The organism is Sphingomonas azotifigens NBRC 15497 (genome assembly GCF_002091475.1).
GTDB classification, from domain to species: Bacteria; Pseudomonadota; Alphaproteobacteria; order Sphingomonadales; family Sphingomonadaceae; genus Sphingomonas; species Sphingomonas azotifigens.
This window is the reverse complement of the sequence record NZ_BCTR01000039.1, coordinates 59,599-72,859: the sequence shown is the minus strand read 5'-3', so window position 1 is coordinate 72,859 and position 13,261 is coordinate 59,599. Positions and strand designations below refer to the sequence as shown.

Annotated in this window: 11 protein-coding genes and 1 pseudogene; 5 read left to right on the top strand and 7 right to left on the bottom strand. The window is 69.4% G+C overall.

The annotated features are described in order from the left end of the window. Positions 1-11: 11 nt before the first annotated feature. The 5 genes from SAZ01S_RS14390 to SAZ01S_RS14370 are packed head-to-tail and all read right to left on the bottom strand — an operon-like array spanning position 12 to position 4,617. On the bottom strand, positions 12-1,169 hold the full coding sequence (locus SAZ01S_RS14390) for an alpha/beta hydrolase family protein (protein ID WP_084582963.1): 1,158 nt from the start codon (positions 1,167-1,169) through the stop codon (positions 12-14). A gap of 3 nt (positions 1,170-1,172) precedes the next feature. Beyond that, entirely contained in the window at positions 1,173-2,075 is a 903-nt protein-coding gene (locus tag SAZ01S_RS14385; protein ID WP_084582962.1) for a VOC family protein, read from the bottom strand. Between the two features lie 10 nt (positions 2,076-2,085). Next, the gene (locus SAZ01S_RS14380) at positions 2,086-3,201 is read right to left on the bottom strand and encodes an FAD-dependent oxidoreductase (RefSeq protein ID WP_084582961.1); all 1,116 of its coding nucleotides are present in this window, start codon (positions 3,199-3,201) and stop codon (positions 2,086-2,088) included. Beyond that, positions 3,188-3,601 (bottom strand): C-glycoside deglycosidase beta subunit domain-containing protein, encoded by a 414-nt coding sequence (locus SAZ01S_RS14375; RefSeq protein ID WP_245824887.1) that lies wholly within the window; start codon positions 3,599-3,601, stop codon positions 3,188-3,190. The genes SAZ01S_RS14380 and SAZ01S_RS14375 overlap by 14 nt, the downstream gene beginning before the upstream one ends. After that, entirely contained in the window at positions 3,601-4,617 is a 1,017-nt protein-coding gene (locus SAZ01S_RS14370) for a sugar phosphate isomerase/epimerase family protein (RefSeq protein WP_084582960.1), read from the bottom strand. Before SAZ01S_RS14370 ends, SAZ01S_RS14375 begins: the two co-directional genes overlap by 1 nt. A gap of 45 nt (positions 4,618-4,662) precedes the next feature. Here SAZ01S_RS14370 and SAZ01S_RS23715 point away from each other — a divergent pair, with 45 nt between their 5' ends. The 5 genes from SAZ01S_RS23715 to SAZ01S_RS14350 all read left to right on the top strand — a co-directional run bounded on the left by SAZ01S_RS23715 (position 4,663) and on the right by SAZ01S_RS14350 (position 10,058). Further along, entirely contained in the window at positions 4,663-4,962 is a 300-nt protein-coding gene (locus SAZ01S_RS23715; RefSeq protein WP_139810087.1) for a hypothetical protein, read from the top strand. Between the two features lie 136 nt (positions 4,963-5,098). After that, a complete protein-coding gene (locus tag SAZ01S_RS14365; protein ID WP_245824885.1) occupies positions 5,099-6,238 on the top strand; it encodes a Gfo/Idh/MocA family protein in 1,140 nt (379 codons plus the stop codon). Beyond that, positions 6,235-7,425 carry an MFS transporter gene (locus SAZ01S_RS14360; RefSeq protein ID WP_084582959.1) on the top strand — a complete coding sequence of 397 codons (1,191 nt, stop codon included), beginning with the start codon at positions 6,235-6,237 and terminating at the stop codon, positions 7,423-7,425. Before SAZ01S_RS14365 ends, SAZ01S_RS14360 begins: the two co-directional genes overlap by 4 nt. A 13-nt stretch (positions 7,426-7,438) precedes the next feature. Next, positions 7,439-9,073 (top strand): GMC family oxidoreductase, encoded by a 1,635-nt coding sequence (locus SAZ01S_RS14355; protein WP_084582958.1) that lies wholly within the window; start codon positions 7,439-7,441, stop codon positions 9,071-9,073. Between the two features lie 79 nt (positions 9,074-9,152). Next, entirely contained in the window at positions 9,153-10,058 is a 906-nt protein-coding gene (locus SAZ01S_RS14350; RefSeq protein WP_084582957.1) for a LysR family transcriptional regulator, read from the top strand. 9 nt (positions 10,059-10,067) lie between these two features. Here SAZ01S_RS14350 and SAZ01S_RS24655 read toward each other — a convergent pair whose 3' ends face one another. Together SAZ01S_RS24655 and SAZ01S_RS14345 are read right to left on the bottom strand one after the other, a co-directional pair. Next, the gene (locus SAZ01S_RS24655; RefSeq protein ID WP_369688878.1) at positions 10,068-10,706 is read right to left on the bottom strand and encodes a glycosylhydrolase-like jelly roll fold domain-containing protein; all 639 of its coding nucleotides are present in this window, start codon (positions 10,704-10,706) and stop codon (positions 10,068-10,070) included. Beyond that, a pseudogene (locus SAZ01S_RS14345) lies at positions 10,689-13,087 on the bottom strand (glycosyl hydrolase); the annotation flags it as partial. The gene SAZ01S_RS24655 and the pseudogene SAZ01S_RS14345, both read right to left, overlap by 18 nt. Between the last annotated feature and the right edge of the window lie 174 nt (positions 13,088-13,261).

Sequence of the window (13,261 nt, the reverse complement as noted above, 5' to 3'; positions counted from 1 at the left end):
TCTCCGGGGGATCAGGCGGTGTGGCCGCCAAGGGTTTCGGCGAACCAGTCGGCGATATAGTCGCGGCCGTACGCCATGTTGTCCGCGCCGACATGCTCGACCCCGCCCTCGCGCGCGGTGAATATCTTGAGTTCGCGCCTGGGGCTGTTGACCAGCTGGTCGTAGCAGTCGTGCGCATATTGGACGCTGATCTGGCGATCCTGCGCGCCATGGGTGACGAGGAACGGCACCTTCACCCCGCCCATATGGCCGTTGAGGTTCATCGCCTCGGCGCGGGCGAAGAAATCGTCCATGTCCTTGGCACCGAACGCCCACATCACATGCGCCCAGTAATGCGGCACCGGATTCTCGCCTTCGCGCTTCAGCCGCTTCTGCTGCACCTCGGCCCAATTGTGGTTGGCGCCCCAGCACGCACCCGAGGCGAAGCGCGGTTCATAGGCCACCGCGCGCGGCGCGAAATGGCCGCCGAGCGAGATGCCGGTCATGCCGATCCGCTTGGGGTCGACGTCGCTCTGCTGCTCCAGCCAATCGACGGCCTTGGAGGCCCAGTTCTCCGAATGCGGATCGACCGGCAGCTCCTGCAGCCGCAGCGCCTCGCCCGATCCCGGCTGGTCGACGCACAGCGTCGAGACGCCGCGCCGCGCCAGCGCCTCGGGCAGCCGTGACCAGTAGAGCAGTTCCTTGCAGCTATCGAGGCCGTTGCAATAGACCACGACCGGCTTCGGCCCCTCCCCCGGCGCGCGGGTATAGAGCGCCGGCATGGTGCCCTCGCCCAACGGGATTTCCACGCGCGCGCGATCGATCTTGCCCAGCACGGTCGCCTTGTCGAAGGCACCGCGTGCCTTGGCGTAGGTTTCCTTGCGGCCTGGATGGCCATGGCCCTGCATCCGCTCGGCGGTGAACAGGTAGAGCGCCGCGCGCTCCAGCTTGGTCGAGGCGGAGAAGGCGCGGCCGCGCGCCTCGTCCTCGGCGGCCAGGCCGATTAGCTTGTCGCCCATCGCCGCCCATTGCGCCATGAACTGCGGCGTGCCGGCATCGGCACCGCTCGCCGCCGCATCCTTGATCGGCTGGCACATGTCGACGATCTCGCCGATCTGCCCGCCGCTCTCCATCGCGATCGCGACCGAGAGGTTCCAGATGTAATTGGGGAAGACTTCGAACAGCGCCACGGCTCAGGCCTCCACGGCCGTGAACAGGCCGGGGTTCGGCGCAGGATGCGGCAGCGTCTGCGGGCCGCCGGTGCCGATGCCCCACTGGTCCATCACCAGCGGCGCGGGCGTGTAGACCTGGTGCTGGTGCGCCTCGAAATCGACCTCTTCCAGTTCCGAGGTGTATTCCGCGACGAAGCCGTTCGGCGTGACGAAATAGCTGAACGTGTTGTTGCCCGCGGTATGCCGGCCGGGACCCCAGCCGATGCCGGTGCCGTGCTGCTTCAGCCGGTGCGCGCCGCGCATCATGTCGTCGACGCTCGGCATGTCATAGGCGACATGGTTGAGGCACGCCGGCCCGGGCAGCAGCGCGATGCGGTGGTGCGCCGAATTGCAGCGCAGGAAGCACATGAAGTCGCCAAGCCAGTCGGATACCTTGAAGCCGAGCACCTCGGTGAAGAACTGGACCGCCGCCTGGTGGTTGGGCGAATGCAGCACGATGTGACTGATCTTGAGCGGCACGCCTTCCCAGCGCGCCAGAGCGCGCTTCGGGCTGCGCGCGACGTCGCTCGACACTTCGAACAACAGGCCGTCGGGCGAGAAGAAGCGGAAGCCATAGCCGCCGCCCGGGCTGGTCAGCGCGGCGGGAGCACCGACGATGCGGCAGCCGGCTTCGCCCACCTTGGCGTGGAGCGCATCGACATCGGCGCGGCTGTCCGCGGCAAGCGCGATCACGTCGACGCGGTTCTCGTCGGCGGCGCGCAGGCGGACGACATGATGCTCGTCATGCCCCTGGGTCTTGAACCAAGCCATGCCGTCGTCGCTCGGCACCGGCTCCAGGCCCCATTGTTCGGTGTAGAAGGCGCGCTCGGCCTCCAGATCCTGCACGCCATAGCCGACATAGCGGATTTCGGTGACACGGCTCATTTCGGCTCCCTCAGATCGGCTGGGCGGTGACGGCGAACATCTCGGCCGTCGCCTTGTGGTTATCGATGGCCGGGCCCTTGCCGAGCTGGCCCATGCAGATCGCCAGGCTGGCGTTGACGATATAGGCGCAGCGTTCGTAGCGGCGGGCGCGATAGGCGGCGAAGGCTGCCTCCACGCTGTCGGCCCTGGCCAGCTCGTCGGCGAGGACGAGGCTGTCCTCGATCGCCATGCCGGCGCCCTGCCCCAGATGCGGCGTGGTGGCGTGCACCGCATCGCCCAGCAGGCCGATGCGGCCCTTGTGCCAGGGGCCGGTGACCAGCATGCCTTCGAGCGGCCGATAGACCACGCCGCCATCGTCGGTGATCTGCTCGGCGAGCGCGCGGATCGCCGGCGCGCACTCGGCCAGCTTGGCGCGCATGGTCGCGGCGAGGCCCTCGCGCGGATAGCGGGGGTTGCCCGGCTCCGGCGTGGTGACGAACATGTACATCAGGTCTTCGCTGATCGGCACCAGCCCCAGGCCGGTGCGGCCGTTATAGACCTGCAGCGCATCCATGCCGGCAGGACGCGGGAAATTGTACCGCCAGACCGCCTGGCCGGTGAACTCGGGCGCCTCGGCATCGGGCAGGATGGCTGCGCGGGTCTGCGAATAGACGCCGTCGGCGCCGATCACCATGTCGTAGATGCCGCTGGTGCCGTCCGAGAAGGCCACCGCGACCCGCTCGCCATCGTCGACCATGGTCTCGACGGTGATGCCAAGGCGGACCTCCGCGCCATCGGCGAGCACGCGGTCCCCCAGCACCTTGTGCAGCGCGGGCCGGCCGATGCCGACATTGGCAGGATAGCCCTCGGCCAGCTTGGGCGCGGGCACGCGGGCGACCTTGGTGCCGTCCGGGGCGAAGATCTCCACCGCGTCGAAACCGACGCCGGCCACGATATATTCGTCGAGGATGCCGAGCTGGGCGACCGCACGCACGACATTGGCCTGCTGGATGATGCCCACGCCATAGACCGACCAGCTCGGGTCGCGCTCGATCACCGTCAGCCGGTGCCCCTGCGGCGCCAGCGCGATCGCCGCGGTAAGCCCGCCGATCCCGCCGCCGACGATCAGGATGTCAAGCGGCGACATCGGCCGCCTCGGTCAGCTTCACGCGCTTGGTATCGCTGTTGACGGCGGGGAAGGGCAGATAGGAGATGCGCAGCTGCTCGGTGAGCGACAGCTCGTGCTCGCCGGCCGGGAAACCGCCGGGATGCGCCACCAGGATCGTCGCCTTGGCGCCGAACGCCCAGCGCCGATCATAGGCGGTTTCCATTTCGTCGAGGGTGAGCGGTCCCCGCCCCTCGTCGAACCGCACCGCCTCGCGTGGCAGCAGAGTGCCGTCGATCGCGACGTCGAGCTTCTCGACCATCGAAAGGGTCAGGCCGCGATAATAGCCGAGCTTGGCTTCGAAGGCGAAGCCGGTCGGCGCCTCGGCCGGGCCGGTGTTCCGCACGCTGCCGGCTTCGATCAGATACTTGTCGAACATCATCAGGCGGGTTCCTTCTCGGCGCCGAGCGCGGCTTCGGCCTGGGCGATCAGCCGATCGAACATCACGTGCTGGCGACGGACCTGCTCGCGGCTGTCCACCTCCATCGCGTCCTGGATCCAGCGATTGCCTTCATATTCGCTGGAAAGCGTGCCCTCCCAGCCGCACTTCACCAGCTCCGGAATGACCTCGTCATAGGCGATCGCCGGATCGGTGCAGTCCTCGTTCATCTCGTAGAACTTGGCCTGGATGTGCCGGAAATAGGGGGCGTAGTCTTTCAGCCGCTTGGGATTGGCATAAGGCGAGTGGCGCAGCGTTTCGGCCATCGCGATCTCGGCCTTGTTGCCGCCCCGCTTCACCGCGACTTCGTAGATCGTGTATTCGGCCATCACCTTTTCCTCGTGCTGGTCGACGATGAACTGGGCGACCTCGGGCCGCGCGCCCTGACGCTCGAAGCGCGCGCGATGGACCGGCGAAAAGTGCTTCATGAAGATGCCCATGTCGGGCAGGATGCCGAGGTGACGGGTGTTCAGCCGATCCGCGACCTCGATCGTGCGCAGGATCCAGGCATGCTCCAGATGCCAGGGCGCGTGGACCTCCACGCCCATGTGCACGTCCAGCTCCTCGGCATACGGCACGCAGCGCGCGAGGATATCGGGACGCACGAACACCAGCACGCGCATGTTCCTGATGCCGAGCCGGTTGCACAGCACCAGATCGCGGCGGATGCTGGCGACCTGTTCGTCGTCCGACAGCAGTTCGCCCTTGCGCAGCTTGGTATCGAGAAACATGTCGTAGCAGGTGAAATGCGCGCCGTGGCGGGCAAGCATCTCCTGCCAGCGGGCGATCTCCGCATCGTCGATGTTTGGGAAGGCCGGCATGTTCTGCTCGGGCAGGATCTCGATGCCCCTGGCGCCGAGCGACACCGCATGGGCGATCGCGTCCTCAACCGTCATCTGGCCGAGGAACATCTCTTCCTGGTAGCTGTAGAGGCTGACGCCCCGCTGGATTTTGGACACGATGGCTCCGTGGGTTACAGGCGGCAAAGGGCGGCGCCCTGCGCCATGGCGAAGGCCCAGGCACGCGGATCGACCGGGCCGGGAGTCGGGGCAGTCGTCGGAAGAGCCGCCGCGCCGAGCGGCGGCGTCCGGGTGCGCATGGTCGCGTGCAGCATTTCGAAGCTCCTCTCACTGCCGAGCGGCTTTGGTGCCGTGCCGAAACCAGGCCCGCCGCTTCTTGCCCAATATGTAGGCCGCAATGTCGAAATCCCGGAAATCGATTGTTTTGATAGCAATCAATCCAAAGCAGTGATTGGAAACGAATTACATATCCGTTCTTTGGATTACCTTCGATCCATACAATAAATTTCAAAAATCGTCGGATCGGCGTCAGAAGAGCAGGGAGCCCGACAAGAAGGCTCGGCTGAAGAGGAGAGGCCATGCGCCGGAGCCCGTTGCGGGTCCCCATGTGGGGGCCCTGCCCGTCCGAAGGGGTCGCCTGATGCGCCGGCTGCGCATGGGGCTGATCGGGGGCGGACCCGGCGCGTTCATCGGCCCGGTGCATCGCATCGCCGCGACGCTCGACAACGAGATCGAACTGGTTGCCGGCGCGTTCAGCCGCGCACCGGAAAAGTCGCGCCAGGCGGGCAAGGCATATGGCGTCGCCGCGGACCGCAGCTATCCGAGCTGGATGGCGCTGATCGAACAGGAGCGCGCCCGCCCCGACGGCATCGATTTCCTGACCATCGCGACACCGAACGACACCCATCTGCCGATCGCGCGCGCCGCGCTGGCGGCGGGGATCGCGGTGATGAGCGACAAGCCGCCCACCGCCACGCTCGCCCAGTCGCTGGAACTGGCCGAGGCCGTGCGCGATGCCGCGCGACCCTATGCGCTGAGCTACACCTATAGCGGCTATCCGCTGGTGCGGCACGCCCGCGCGCTGATCGCGGCGGGCGGCATCGGCACGGTGCGCAAGGTGGTGGTGGAATATCTCCAGGGCTGGCTGGCCGCGCCGATCGAGCGGGCCGGCAACAAGCAGGCCGAATGGCGCACCGATGCCGGCAAGTCCGGCGTCGGCGGCGCGATCGGCGACATCGGCGTCCATGCCTTCCACCTCGCCGAATTCGTGAGCGGCCTGCCCGTGGAGGCGATCAACGCCGATCTCGCCGCGGTCGTCCCCGGCCGCGCGCTCGACGACGATTGCAGCGTGCTGCTCCGCTTTGCGGGCGGGGCGCGCGGCGTGTTGCTCGCCTCGCAGATCGCGATCGGCGAGGCCAACGGGCTGACGCTGCGCGTCTATGGCGACAAGGCGGCGATCGCCTGGCGGCAGGAGACGCCGAACCAGCTGCTGGTCCACCACCTTTCCGGCCGCACGGAGATGCTGACCACGGGCGGCGCCGGGATGCTGCCGGCCGCGACCGCCATCACCCGGCTGCCGGCCGGCCATCCCGAGGGCTATCTCGAGGCCTTCGCCAATCTCTACCGCGACTTCGGCCGCCGCCTGCGCGGCCGGCCGGCGCCCGATCTCCCCGGCATCGAGGACGGTATCCGATCGATGCGCTTCATCGAACAGGCCGTGGCGGCAAGCCGCGACGAGCGCGGCTGGGTGCCGCTCGAACCAGCGAGGACCTTCGCATGACCAGCATCGCCTCCCCTGCCACCATTGCCGCGCCGATCCGCGGCGAAGCCGGCAAGGGCATCACGCTCATCGCCGCCCAGATCCTGCCGGTGATGGCAGTCGTCTCGCTCTTCCCCGCCATTCCGCGGCTGTTCGCCCAGTTCGGCGGACATCCGCAGGCGGGGCTGCTGGTGCCGATGATCGTGACGATGCCGTCGCTGTGCGTCGCGCTGTTCGCGCCGTTCGCCGGCGCGCTCGCGGACCGCTTCGGGCGGCGCCCGAGCTTCCTGGTGGCGCTGGCCGTCTATGCGGTGGCCGGCCTCGCGCCGCTGGTGCTGAGCGATCTGTATCTGGTGGTGGGAAGCCGCGGCGTGCTGGGCCTCGCCGAAGCGGTGATCGTCACCAATTCCAGCGCGCTGATCGGCGACTATTTCGGATCGCAGCGCCATCGCTGGGTATCCTGGGTGGGCGTGTCGATCTCGGTCGCGGGAACGCTGCTGGTTGCCGCCGGCGGCGCGCTGGCGGATCTGAGCTGGCGCGGGCCCTTCGCGATCTACGCGCTGGCGATCCCCACCCTGCTGCTGGCGCTGCGCTATATCGACGAGCCGGCGCGGCGCGAAGCCGCCAGGACCGCCCCGCTGGGCTTCCCCTGGGGCGCGGCGCTGGTGATCGGCGCGGTCACCATGGCGACCTCGATCCTCTATTATGTAGAGCCGCTGCACGTCGCGCGCGTGCTGATGGCCAAGGGCGTCGGCTCCTCCACCGCGGTGGGGCTGATCCAGGCCTGCACCTCGCTCGCCTATATCGCCGGGGCCTTCCTCTATCGGCGGATCCATGCCCGGCCGGTGGGCGTGCTGCTCGGCCTGGCAGGTGTCTTCACCGCGATCGGCCTCGCCATGATCGGGCTGGCCGACCACTATCCGCTGGCCTTTGCCGGCGCGGCGATCCAGCAGTTCGGCGCCGGCCTGGTAATCCCCGCGCTGATGGCCTGGGGCCAGGCGATGCTGCCGCTCGAGCAGCGCGGCCGCGGCATGGGCATCTGGGCGACCGCCTTCTTCGCCGGCCTGTTCGTCTGCCCGCCGCTGGTCGGCCTCGGCCAGGGCGCGGTCGGCAGCCTAGACCATGCGCTGCTGCTGTTCGCCGCGATCACGCTCGTGCTCTCCCTCCTCTCGGCGCTGTTCTTCCGCACCAGCGCCGCCCGCCACTGAAGAGACCCGACCCATGACCGACACGACCGAAAGCTTCGACTATATCGTGGTGGGCGCAGGCTCGGCGGGCTGTGTGCTCGCCGAGCGCCTGAGCGCCGACGGCAGCGCGCGCGTGCTGCTGATCGAGGCCGGCGGCAACAACGAGACCGAACTGGTCAACATGCCGCGCGCCTTCATGAAGATGTTCGGCAACCCGACCTATTTCTGGCACTTCCCGATCACCGCGCAGGAAGGCCGCCCCGCCGGCGAGACCTGGTCCTATGGCCGCGGCCTGGGCGGCTCGAGCTCCACCAACGGCACCTGGTATCTGCGCGGCGAGCCGGCCGATTATGACGGCTGGGCGGCGATGGGCTTCCATGCTTGGCGCTGGAGCGAGATCCGGCGATGCTTCCAGGAAATGGAGAGCTATCGCGGACCGGACGCCGACACGAGCCGCGGGCGCGACGGCCCCTTGCAGATCACGCGCCTGCCGTTCCGCTCGCCGGCGATCGGCGCGGCGATCAAGGCGGGCATGCAGATCGGCCTGCGCGCGGTGGAGGACATCAACGCGCCGGAAGGGCCGCGCATCGGCTATACCCAGGCGACCGTGTCGCGCCGCGGGCGCCGCGCCTCCAGCTACCAGGCGTTCCTGAAGCCCGCGATGCGCCGCCCGAACCTGACCGTGCTGCTCGACACACTGGTCGAGCGGGTGACGATCGAACGCGGCCGCGCCACCGGCGTGCAGGTCCGCACCGCCCAGGGCAGCCGCGCCATCGCCGCGACCCGCGAAGTGATCCTGTCGGCCGGCGCGCTGCAGAGCCCCAAGCTGCTCCAGCTTTCCGGCATCGGCCCGGTCGAGGTGCTGGAACGCGCCGGCGTGCCGGTCGTCCGGCCGCTGGCGCAGGTCGGCCGCAACCTCGCCGACCATCTGATGTTCACCATGTCGTGGCGGCTGCACAAGGATCCCGGCGCCAATCGGGAGTTCTCGGGCTGGCGGCTGACCCGCCATGTGCTGCGCTATTATCTCACCCGCACCGGCATGATGGCCTATACCTCGCCCGAGGTGACGGCGCTGCTTTCGATCGACTCGCCGCGCGAATGGCCCGACGCGCAGTTCGGTGTCGGCCCCTATTCGCTGCGCACCACCGAGGAGATCAAGGCCGATCCCGGCCGCGGCGCGCTGGAAGACCAGCCCGGCATCAGCGTCAACGGCATCGCGCTCCGCCCGAAGAGTAGGGGTACCGTCGCGATCCGATCCGCAGACGTCGCCGATCCGATCGACGTCCACGCGAACTGGTGGGGCGATCCCGCCGACAAGGCTTTCCTCGTCAAGATGGTCCGCCTCGCCCGCCGCTATATGCGCCAGCCCGCCCTGAAGGACTTTGTCGGCGAGGAACGGGTGCCCGGCGAGCGCTTCCAGAGCGACGAAGACATCGCCAGGCAGATGGAGTGGCTGGCCAGCCCCGGCCTGCACTCCACCGGCACCTGCCGGATGGGCACGCCCGACACGGGCGTGGTCGATGGCCGCCTGCGGGTACACGGCATCCAGGGGCTGCGCGTCGCCGATTGTTCGGTGATGCCGGTACAGCCGGCCGGCAACACCAACGGCCCGGCGATGGTGATCGGCTGGCGCGCCGCCGAACTGATCCTGGAGGACAATACCCGCTGATCCGGTGATTGCGGCGCCCGTTATCCATCGATAGCATCGATAGAAAATAGGGCCGACAGGCCCACCGGAGAGGAATGCCATGCGGTTCAAGGGCCTGGATCTCAACCTGCTGGGTGCGCTCGACGTGCTGCTCGAAACGCGCAGCGTCTCGGCCGCCGCCCGGCAGATGAACCTCAGCCAGCCGGCGATGAGCGCTGCGCTCACCCGGCTGCGCGACTTCTTCGGCGACGAACTGCTCGTGGCGCAGGGAAAGCGCATGTACCCCACCGCCTATGCGGAGGCGCTGGTGCCACAGGTGCGCGAGTGCCTGGACGCGGTGGAATCGATGCTGGTCACCTCCGGCCGCTTCGATCCCGCGACCAGCCAGCGGCGCTTCCGGCTGATCCTCTCCGACTATGTGATGACGGCGGTGCTGGCGCCCGCGCTCCAGACGCTGGCGGCGACCGCCCCGGGGATCCGGCTGGAAATCACCCTGCCCAGCCCGGAGACCGGCATCGAACTGCGCGAGGGCCGCGCGGACCTGTTCGTCGCGCCCGAACAGTTCATCTTCACCGATCACCCCAGCGAATTGCTGTGCGAAGAGCGCTATGTCGTCGTCGGCTGGGCGGAGAACCCGCTGTTCGACGACGTCCTGACGCTGGAGGATTTCACCAGTGCCGGGCATGTGGTGGTACGGTTCGGCGGCCCGCGCGACCTGTCCTTCGCCGATCGCCAGGTGCGCCAGCTGGGCATCGAGCGGCGGGTAGAGGTGGAGGCGCCGTCCTTCACCACCCTGCCCTGGCTGCTGGTCGGATCGCAGCGGCTGGCGCTGGTGCAGGAACGGCTGGCGCAGCGCGTCGTCGCCGCGCTGCCGCTGCGCACCGCGCCCATTCCCTTCCCGTTCCAGCCGATGCGCGAGATGATCCAGTATCACAGCAGCCGCAAGAACGACGAAGGCCTGCGCTGGATGATCGAACGCCTGCGCGAGCCCGCCGTGCTGATGTGACGCCCGCGCTCAGCGCGCGGCGAGGATCCGCACCGGCCCGATCAGCCCGGACTCGCGCAGCGGCGCATCGGGGCGGTACGCGTCGTCCGGCCCGCCCTTGGCCGCGTCGATCAGGTGGTTCACCCAGAGATTGGCGACCTCCACCTCGATCCGGTTCGGCCCTGGGCGCAGGCGGCCGGTCACGTCGACCCGGAAGGGCAGCTTCCAGGCGATGCCCGCCTCCTCGCCGTTGATCCGCACCCGCGCCACTTCGCGCACGTCGCCCAGATCGAGCATCAGGTGCCCCTTGGCCACGAGTGCCGCAGGCACGTCCAGCGTACGGCGATAGACGGCGGTGCCGGAGAAATGGCGGAGCGCCGCCACTTCGGCCTTGGCCCAGGACCCCGTCGCCAGCGGCACGGTGCCGATGCCCGGGAACGTCACCTCCCAACTGCCGTCGATCGTCAGCGCCGGTTCCCAGCTCAGCTCCGGCACCGATGCCGCCTGCGCGCTTGCCGCGCGGCGGAAGACGACGAATGCCGATCCGCTTCCTTCCAGCGCAAGCGGCACGAACGTGCGGCCGTCCTGAACCCGATAGCTCGCAGGCCGGATCTCGCCCGTGTCCGCGAACCAAAGCTCGGGCACCAGCCCCGTGACGCGAAACGCCATCTCGCCCTGGATCGGCGTCGCGCCATGGTTCGCGACGAACCAGAGATGGCCGGCGCCGAGCCGGCGATGGAGCACGCCCAGCGCACTATCGGCGACGCCCGGCATCTCCCAGTCGCGGCCCACGCCCCGCGCCTTCAGTGCCGCAGCGCGATCGGTCCAGACGTGATGCGGCCCCTGCCCGCTCCACAGCCGATCGACGAGCGCGGCGACGCGGCGGGGATCGTCGGCGAGGCTCGGCGAGCCCTTGGGCCGCGCGCCCACCACCGTCGCCCCCTGGTCCACCAGCGCGGCGATCCGCGCCAGCACCGCAAGCGTCATCCCGTTCGCGCTGTCGCCGCCCAGTTCGAGCAGCGCATAGCGCGCGCCGCCCGGCGTCCGCAGCGTACCGTCGGGCGCCACCGCCAGCGCATCCAGCAGCACGTCGCGGCTGACAAAGTCGAAACCGTGACCGGCGGGAAGCGGCACCGGCGTTTCGCCGTAGAGCCCGGTGATCGGCGCCTCCTCCCCCGCGAAATAGGCGATGTCCGCCACCGGCCTGCCCTGCTGGAGCAGATAGGAGGCGCGGGCGACATGCCCGGCTTGTCCTCGGTCGGTTGGTGCGGCGAGGTGTGGATCATGATCCGGTTGACGCCCAGCGCGAAGGCCCAATCGGCCGTCGCCTTGAGGTCGCGGGGCGCGAACCCCCAGGGGTTGCCGAAGGCGGTAAAGGTCTCCGCCGCGACCAGCGGCTTCCCCGCGACATGCGCGACCGAGGCGGCGCCCTGCAGATCGGCGACGAAGGTCTGGCGCGGCGCCCCGCCCGGCGGCACGGTCCAGATCGCCCCCATCGGCACGTCCGCCGCCGCGCGCATCGCCAGGTCGTCACCCAACTGCGGCCGATGATCCTCCAGCGCTTCGGCATAATAGGTCATGCCCCGCGCCCGCGCGGCCTCTGCCAGCACGCCATAATGGTTGCGGGCGAGCAGTTCGGCGATGGTCTGGCGGAAGTCCCAGAGGAAGCGATCGGTCTTCTCGGCGCTCTCGACGATGCGGCCGGCCAGCGCGGGCAGCCACGGCACCGGATCATAGCCGCGCGCCTGGCGGAAGGCGTCAAGCATCGCCGGCGTCCAGTTCTGCGATCCCGCCTCGATGCTGTCGCTGAGCAGCGCCGCGAGCGCCGCCGGGCCGCCCGCCGCATCGCGATATTTGCCGAGATAGGTATCGACATAGCCGCGCACCGCCTGGGCATCGAGCTTGTCGACTTCCAGCCCGGTCGCGTCTGCCGGCGCGGGGCCGTTCTGCTGACCCGTGAGCGTGGTGCCGAAGCGCAGGATCGTCCAGCGGCCCGCCGGCGGCCGCCAGTCGAGCGTCCCGTCCGGCCGCAACCGGCGAGTGAGATCGACGACCTCGCCCGGCGCGATCGGCGCCTTGGCCGCGGCGGCCGTGGTGGGGATCGCCGCATAGCGGTCCGCCGCCGCGAAGCCGGCCTTTTCGACGGCATGATCGACACGACCATGCACGAACAGGGCGAATTCGGAGAGTGCGACGCCCTGCGCGCGCGGCGGCGACGGCATCGGCACGACGCCGGGCGCCGTCGGCGGCAGACCGCCGCCCTCCGGTACGGTGAGCCGCACCCGGAAATACCGTCCGCGCGCCGGGGCAAAGGCAGCCACGCGCACCTGTGCGGCGCCCGCCGGCAGATCGGCGATATGCCGATAGATGCGGCCGTCGTCGCTCGCCTCCAGCGTCGCGTGCGCGGGCGGCGGCGCGCCGAAGCCGCGACGCCCGGGCAGCCCCAGCGTCACCGCCCGGGCCGTGACGACACGCCCGAAATCCTGCACGATCCAAGCCTCGCCTGACCCCGGCGCAAACGGCAGTGCCACCGGCGCGCCGAACGCCCCGTCGGTCATCGCCCGCGGATCGACGGGCACGCCGCCGCTGGCCTGAATCGCCACGGGCTGGAGCCGATCATCGGCTTCGGGCACCGCCAGCACCCGCACGTCACGGTAAAAGGGGGCGAGCGGCGTCGGGCTCGCAAGGTCCTGATACGGCCCGGCGATCCTCGGCGGCGGCGCCAGCCGGCCGTCGAACGGGCGATCCGCAGATACCCGCGTCTCGCTCCACACCAGCTTCTTCATCGCCGCGTCGGGCGTGACGAACGGCGCCCCGCTGCTGCTCCAGCCCGGCGACGAGGCGATGCCGAAGCGCAGCCCCAGCCGGGCGGCGGCATCGGCGCTGCGCCGCAGTGCCGATGCCCATCCCGCGCCGCCCCAGGCCAGGCGATCGGACACGACCTGCGGCGTGGCGAGGTTGCCTTCGAACAGCTGTACCCCGCCGATACCCGCCCGCGCCATCCATTCGAGATCGCGCTCGGCGCCATCGGCAGTGACGTTACCGTTCATCCAGTGCCACCAGACGAACGGCCGCGCCTCCGCGGGTGGCGTGCGAAAGCCGGCCTCCAGCGGATCGGCCTGCTGCTGGGCAAGCGTGAGACCGGGCGCCAGCAGCACGCAGGCCGCAGTGCACGCCAGCGCTGCCTTCGCACGAGATTTCAACTTCACGGTGGCGACATCCCC